5 protein-coding genes are annotated in these 5935 nt (G+C 48.1%); all 5 read right to left on the bottom strand.

Going from position 1 to position 5935, the window contains the following annotated elements:
* Window positions 1-51 precede the first annotated feature (51 nt).
* Window positions 52-1239 (bottom strand): scyllo-inosose 3-dehydrogenase, encoded by a 1188-nt coding sequence (gene iolM / locus L5656_RS10140; protein WP_366018276.1) that lies wholly within the window; start codon window positions 1237-1239, stop codon window positions 52-54.
* Window positions 1240-1385: 146 nt separating this feature from the next.
* Window positions 1386-2387, bottom strand: coding sequence for a sugar ABC transporter substrate-binding protein (locus L5656_RS10135; protein ID WP_297202591.1), 1002 nt, complete (start codon window positions 2385-2387; stop codon window positions 1386-1388).
* Window positions 2388-2466: 79 nt separating this feature from the next.
* Window positions 2467-3480: an ABC transporter permease gene (locus L5656_RS10130; protein ID WP_297202589.1), complete on the bottom strand. Its 1014-nt coding sequence runs from the start codon at window positions 3478-3480 to the stop codon at window positions 2467-2469.
* Window positions 3481-3482: 2 nt separating this feature from the next.
* Window positions 3483-4979 (bottom strand): sugar ABC transporter ATP-binding protein, encoded by a 1497-nt coding sequence (locus tag L5656_RS10125; RefSeq protein ID WP_297202587.1) that lies wholly within the window; start codon window positions 4977-4979, stop codon window positions 3483-3485.
* Between the two features lie 47 nt (window positions 4980-5026).
* The coding region (locus L5656_RS10120) for a LacI family DNA-binding transcriptional regulator (RefSeq protein WP_297202585.1) at window positions 5027-5935 on the bottom strand (909 nt) is incomplete at its 5' end.

Genomic DNA, 5935 nt, shown 5'->3' with positions numbered 1-5935 from the left:
GGTCTTTAGCCCAGTCCAAAGCTTGACCTTAAGCCTAGTCCATAACGCAATCTAATCCATGACACAAGTGATCTTGCCTTCTTTCCTATCAGTTCTCAGCAACACAAGGTTCTCTGGCACTTCCTCTAGCTTTATTTTCTTAGTAATCATGGGTGTCATATCCATGCCAGCAGCCATGCTCTCTATAACCCGCGGGAAGGTACCGTGGCCGGAGTGGCCCTGGGCACCTATGATCTGGGCGCGCCTCACCTGGAGCACTTCGCCAGTTACCGGCATCTTGGCATCCGCCCGGGCTACAACAATGACCTTAGCATTTAGAGTACGTCCTTCCCAGATCACTTGTTCGATCTGGGGATATACTACGGTAGGTAGGCCGGTGGCTTCTAGATAAAGGGCCGCACCATAACCGTCGGTTAGTTCCAGGACCCGGTGGACGAAGTCCTCCTTAAGGGGGTTGATTACATAATCGGCGCCCAATTTTAAGCCTAGCTCGGCCCGGGCAGGCTCAGGCTCCGACAAGATAACCCTAGCTGCACCCTGGCGTTTAAGGATGGCGCAGGCCGCTAGTCCCACCGGGCCTCCTCCGCAGATGACCACATTATCTCCTGGCCTTATGCCTCCGCCGCTCCTCTCGATGACCGCGTTGTAAGCAACAGAGGTAGGCTCTACCAGGCTTCCCGCAAGGAAAAGATCTAAACCTTTATACCGGGATTTAAGAGGCTCTAAGCTCCAGACCAGGCGGGCAGGCACCTTTACATATTTAGCAAAACCACCGTCTACATTGAATCCGAGCTCATTCAGCCGCTCACAATGGTTAGGATAACCGTCCGCACAGGGCTGGCAGGAACCGCACCATACCATTTCCTCGGTGCATACTTCTTCCCCACCTTTAAAAGGCTTGTTGGTCCGTTTATCTAAAGCGCCCGGCCCTGCCTCCACCACTACACCTGCAATTTCGTGCCCTAAGACTACCGGGAAACCGGTCAAGCCGGGATAAAGGATATACCCCTCATCATCCGGCTGGGCCATATGCACATCGCTACCACAGATACCGCAAGCCTTTACCTCGATCACCACCTCACCCGGGCCCGGCTTGGGTATTTCCTTCTCTTCAATAACTACCCTGGGATTCCGCCACACTCGGCTACCTAAGTAGGTCTGCTTCCCCTCGATGTCTTTAGCCCCCAATTTAAAACCTGGCCGGGGATCCCAGTCGGCGTGGAGAACTACGCAGCGCATGGTGGACATAGTATTGCGCCCTCCCTTTTAATTGTTCGTGGTACCATGTGGTATTTTGGTAAGCGCTTTCAAAAAAATTTTTGAAAACCGCCACAACCCTGGTAGGCTCCAGAATTGTGGCAGTAGATCGTTCGAGACTTCTTAATTTACCTACCCAAAATCTTGGCTAAATTGTCCATCTCTTCCTGGACGTTTTCTTTAGTTATAACCTTAGTACCCGTGTCGATCCTCTTCTCTACACTCTCTCCCTTAGCAGCCTTTACTGCAGCTTCTACGCCCATATAGCCAATATTATATGGGTTTTGTGCTATAGAAGCAGTAAGTTTCCCTTCTTTAATGGATTTCAACGCATCAGGCGAACCGTCAAAGCCTACCACTATGATGTTTTTATGAGCCGCCTCTATAGCTCTTAAAGCGCCTAAAGCCATCTCGTCATTGGTAGCAAATACGCCCTGGATATCAGGATGGGCCTGGAGGATATTCTCCATTACGGACATGCCCATCTGGCGTTCGCTATTGGCCGGCTGGATGGTGACCACATCTAATCCTTGCGCTTTAAGAACTTCTACTGCACCGTTGGCCCGTTCATCGTGGGTCGGGTCGCCCAAGGCCCCGCGCAGGATAGCTATTTTAGCGCCTTTACCCAACTTTTTGGCCAAAAACTCACCCGCTTGTTTACCACCTACGTAGTTACCAGTACCTACAAAGGAAACCTTGTCCTGCCAGGGGGCATCGGTATCTATTAAAACTACCGGTATCTTCTGGGCTTTAGCCCGCTCAAAGGCAGGTATAGCCGAGCTGGGCTGGCTGGGAGCTACAGCTAACGCAGATACCTTCTTGGTAATCTGGTCCTCAATCATAGATATCTGTTCGGTTACTTGGGTCTCTGCAGCAGGCCCTAATACGGTTACATCCACCCCTAATTTAGCCCCTGCATCTTTAGCTCCAGCCTCTACTAAATGCCAGTAATCGCTATTTAAAGCTTTTACTATAACAGCTACTCGAATCTTGTCGCTAGCCTGCGTCTCCTGTTTAGCCGTCTCCTTCCCGCCGCCCTGGGAACTCTGCCCTTTGCTGCCGCCACAGCCAGCCAATGCGAAAGCCATGGCTGCTGCCAAAAGGATAATGGCCAATAACTTTTTGCGCATGAAGCAGACCTCCTTTTAAATTTTAATGTAAATAGGAGAAAAATTTATTTTAAGGGCCTTAAGCTCTGCTTATTCTGTGTCACCTCCTTCCCTTATTTATCGCCCGCTGGCGCAATACATCGATGTATACAGCCCCGATAATAACAGCACCTATAGCCACAGTTTGAAGATCAGCAGAAACACCTAATAGGTTTAACCCGTTGCGCAAAACCGCCATGATAAGGGCTCCCACTAGGGTACCCCATACAGTACCTACCCCTCCGAAGAAACTGGCTCCGCCAATAATCACTGCTGCAATAGCATCTAGCTCATACCCCAAACCGGCCAGGGGATAGGCCGCATTCACTCGACCTATCAGCACCAACCCGGCCACGGCTGCCATAAAACCGCTTAAGGTATAGACTATCACCAAAACCCTTTCTACCGGGACACCTGATAACCTGGCTGCCTCAGGGTTACCGCCCACAGCATAAATGTAGCGACCAGTAGTAGTACGGGTAAGAAAAAGATGAAAGATGATAAACACTACAAGAACCAACATAAAGCTAACCGGAATAGGCCCCCAAAAGGCAGCTCCTAAGAACTGCACAGAAAAGGGGAAGCCCGAGATAGGAGTAGCACCGGTGACAATTAACGCTAATCCCCGGGCAATATTCATGGTGCCCAATGTGGAGATAAAGGGATGGGGAAGATGTAATTTAGTGAGCAAAATGCCATTCATAAAGCCCAAAAAAGCACCTAAGCACAAGCCCGCCAGTACCCCTATGAAAGGGCTTACATGTAACTTTATAATAAGGATAGCCATTACCACCGTGGACAAGGCCAGAACCGAACCTACAGAAAGGTCTATCCCTGCTGTCAAAATTGTAAGAAGCATGCCTACAGAGATAAGACTGTTTATAGCCGACTGACGGGCAATGTTCATCAGGTTATTGAGGGTCAAAAAATCAGGTGATAATACGGTTAATACGGCACTTAAGAGGATCAGCCCCAATAAGGCACCTAGGCTATATAGCAAGTCCTTCCAGTTAATCTTGCCTTCTGCCTGGATATCCGGCTCCTTAACCGCTTTTTCGCTGACTGTTTTAAGCATCTTTAATAACCTCCCGTTGCTGCCTTCATTATCTTTTCTTGTGTGGCTTCTTCCCTTAAAAACTCCCCAGTAATCCGCCCCTCGCTCATCACCAGGATGCGGTCGCTCATGCCCAGTATTTCAGGCAGCTCAGAGGAGATCATTATAACGGCCGCACCATTTTGAAGTAGCTGGTTTATGAGGTTGTACACCTCTACTTTAGCCCCCACATCAATACCCCGTGTAGGCTCATCGAAAATGAAAATTTTAGCCCGGGTGCACAACCACTTAGCAAGGACCACTTTTTGTTGGTTACCTCCGCTTAGCTCCCGCGCTTTTCTTCTTATGTCTAGAGGTTTTACTTTAAGGTCCCGGGCTAGTTGTTCAGCAGTCTCGAATTGCCGCCTTATATCTAGGAAGCCCCACCGCCTAAATTGTTTAATTCCGGCCAAGGTGATATTGAAGGCCACACTTTCGCCTAGGATAAGCCCTTGGGTCTTTCTGTCCTCTGTTAAAAAGGCCAGTCCAGCTCGAATAGCATCCTCCGGGCATTTTATATCCACCCTTTGCCCGTAAATGAAGATATTACCTTTACGTAAAGGGTCAGCCCCGAAAATAGCCCGCGCTAACTCCGTCCTCCCTGCCCCCACGAGCCCGGCAATCCCTAATACTTCACCTTCATAGGCTGAAAAGCTAACCCCCTTTAGTCCTGTATCTGTCCATATATCTTCTACCCGCAAGGCCTCCCGGCCGCGCCGGACGTTAATCTTGGGGAACTTCTCCTTTAGGGTCCTGCCCACCATCAACTTTATTAACTCTTCAATATCAAACTCTCCTCGAGCTAAAGTGGCTACTTTCCGGCCATCTCTTAAGACTGTGACCCGGTCAGCAATTTGACGTATCTCCTCAAGCTTGTGGGATACAAAGATTATGGCTATACCTTTTTCTTTTAACTGCCTGACTACCCGGAAAAGCTCTTCTACTTCTTTTTCGCTTAAGCTGGAAGTAGGCTCGTCCATAATTACAAGACGGGCATTGAGCGAAAGGGCTTTAGCTATCTCCACCATCTGCTGCTTCCCTAGACCCAAATCCTTAACCTTAACTCCAGGAGAAACCGCACACCCCAGTTCCTTTAACAAAGCTGCACTCCGTTTATAGCGGTCTTTTAAATCTATAATTCCTAAGGCAGGAAGTAGCTTGGGCTCTCTACCTAAGAAAATATTTTCAGCTACACTTAAATGAGGGATTAAATTTAATTCTTGGTAAATGCAAGAAATACCTAGTTGTAACGCTTCTCGCGGTGTTCTAATCTGAACTTCTTTTCCATCAATAATGATCTCCCCAGCGTCCTTTTGATAGGCGCCGGTTAATATTTTAATGAGAGTAGACTTTCCAGCTCCATTTTCTCCTAGCAAAACATGGATCTCTCCAGAATATACATCGAGATCCACATTATCCAAAGCTACAACACCCGGAAAGCGCTTACAAATTCCTCTAAGTTTTAGGAACGGCTCCCGCATTTTTACCCGCTCCCCCACATTTCCATCTTACTTATCTGTCATCTTACTTAACTGCAAGCCCTGGTAGAAGCCCTGATCACAAGTTTAGTCGGCAATACCACCCTTCTATATTTCTCTTCTTTATTACGAATCCTACTTATCAATCTTGTCATCGCCATTTTCCCCATCTGGCGCATGGGCTGGGCCACACTACTTAAAGGGGGTTCAGCTATGGAAGCAAAGATAGTATCATCGAAACCTAAGACCGAAACATCTCCGGGTATGCTCAAACCCAGCTCCTTTAAAGCCCTTATAGCACCTATAGCCAAAACATCATTGGCAGCAAAGACCGCCGTGGGTTGCACCTTGGGGTAAAATAAGCGCATCCTGTGATAGGCCTCTTCCAAACCCTTTAGCCCTGTAACGAGTAGCTCCGCTTCTACTGGGATCCCCGCTTCCTGCAAGGCTTTTTCGTATCCTGCCTGTCGCTCGCGTGTAGATTTAATATTTAACGATTCGCCCAAGAACGCGATGCGGCGATGCCCCAGGCTGATTAAATATTTCACCCCTTCATAGGCGCCCTGAAAGTTATCTGCTAAGACCACGTCTACTTCTATCCCCTCTACTTCCCTGGCAATCAATACTAGCGGAAATTGTCTTTCTTTGAGCATTAAAATGTTTTGGTTAGCAATTTCCGAGGTGGCAAAAATCAGGCCATCGACGCTTTTTTGCAAGAGAAGGTTTACATATTTTGTTTCTTTTTCCGGATCATTATCTGTATTGCAAATTATAATGTTAAACCCGAATTTATTGGCGGCATCCTCTACCCCCCGGGTGATCTCGGCAAAAAAGGGATTAGAAATATCAGGAATAAGCAAACCTACAGTATAGGTATTCTTTTTCATCAAGGCTGCCGCCAGTAAATTCGGAGAATAATTTAACTCCTGCATGGCCCGCAGGACTTTCTCCCGCGTCTT

It is taken from the genome of Thermanaeromonas sp., from assembly GCF_021890735.1.
GTDB lineage: Bacteria > Bacillota > DSM-521 > Neomoorellales > Neomoorellaceae > Thermanaeromonas.
This window is presented reverse-complemented; position numbering and strand designations above follow the sequence as displayed.

What these genes read in the sequence shown, in the direction of transcription:
- iolM (WP_366018276.1), bottom strand. Translation starts at nt 1,239, where the DNA reads ATGCGCTGCGTAGTTCTCCACGCCGACTGGGATCCCCGGCCAGGTTTT.
- L5656_RS10135 (WP_297202591.1), bottom strand. Translation starts at nt 2,387, where the DNA reads ATGCGCAAAAAGTTATTGGCCATTATCCTTTTGGCAGCAGCCATGGCT.
- L5656_RS10130 (WP_297202589.1), bottom strand. Translation starts at nt 3,480, where the DNA reads ATGCTTAAAACAGTCAGCGAAAAAGCGGTTAAGGAGCCGGATATCCAG.
- L5656_RS10125 (WP_297202587.1), bottom strand. Translation starts at nt 4,979, where the DNA reads ATGCGGGAGCCGTTCCTAAAACTTAGAGGAATTTGTAAGCGCTTTCCG.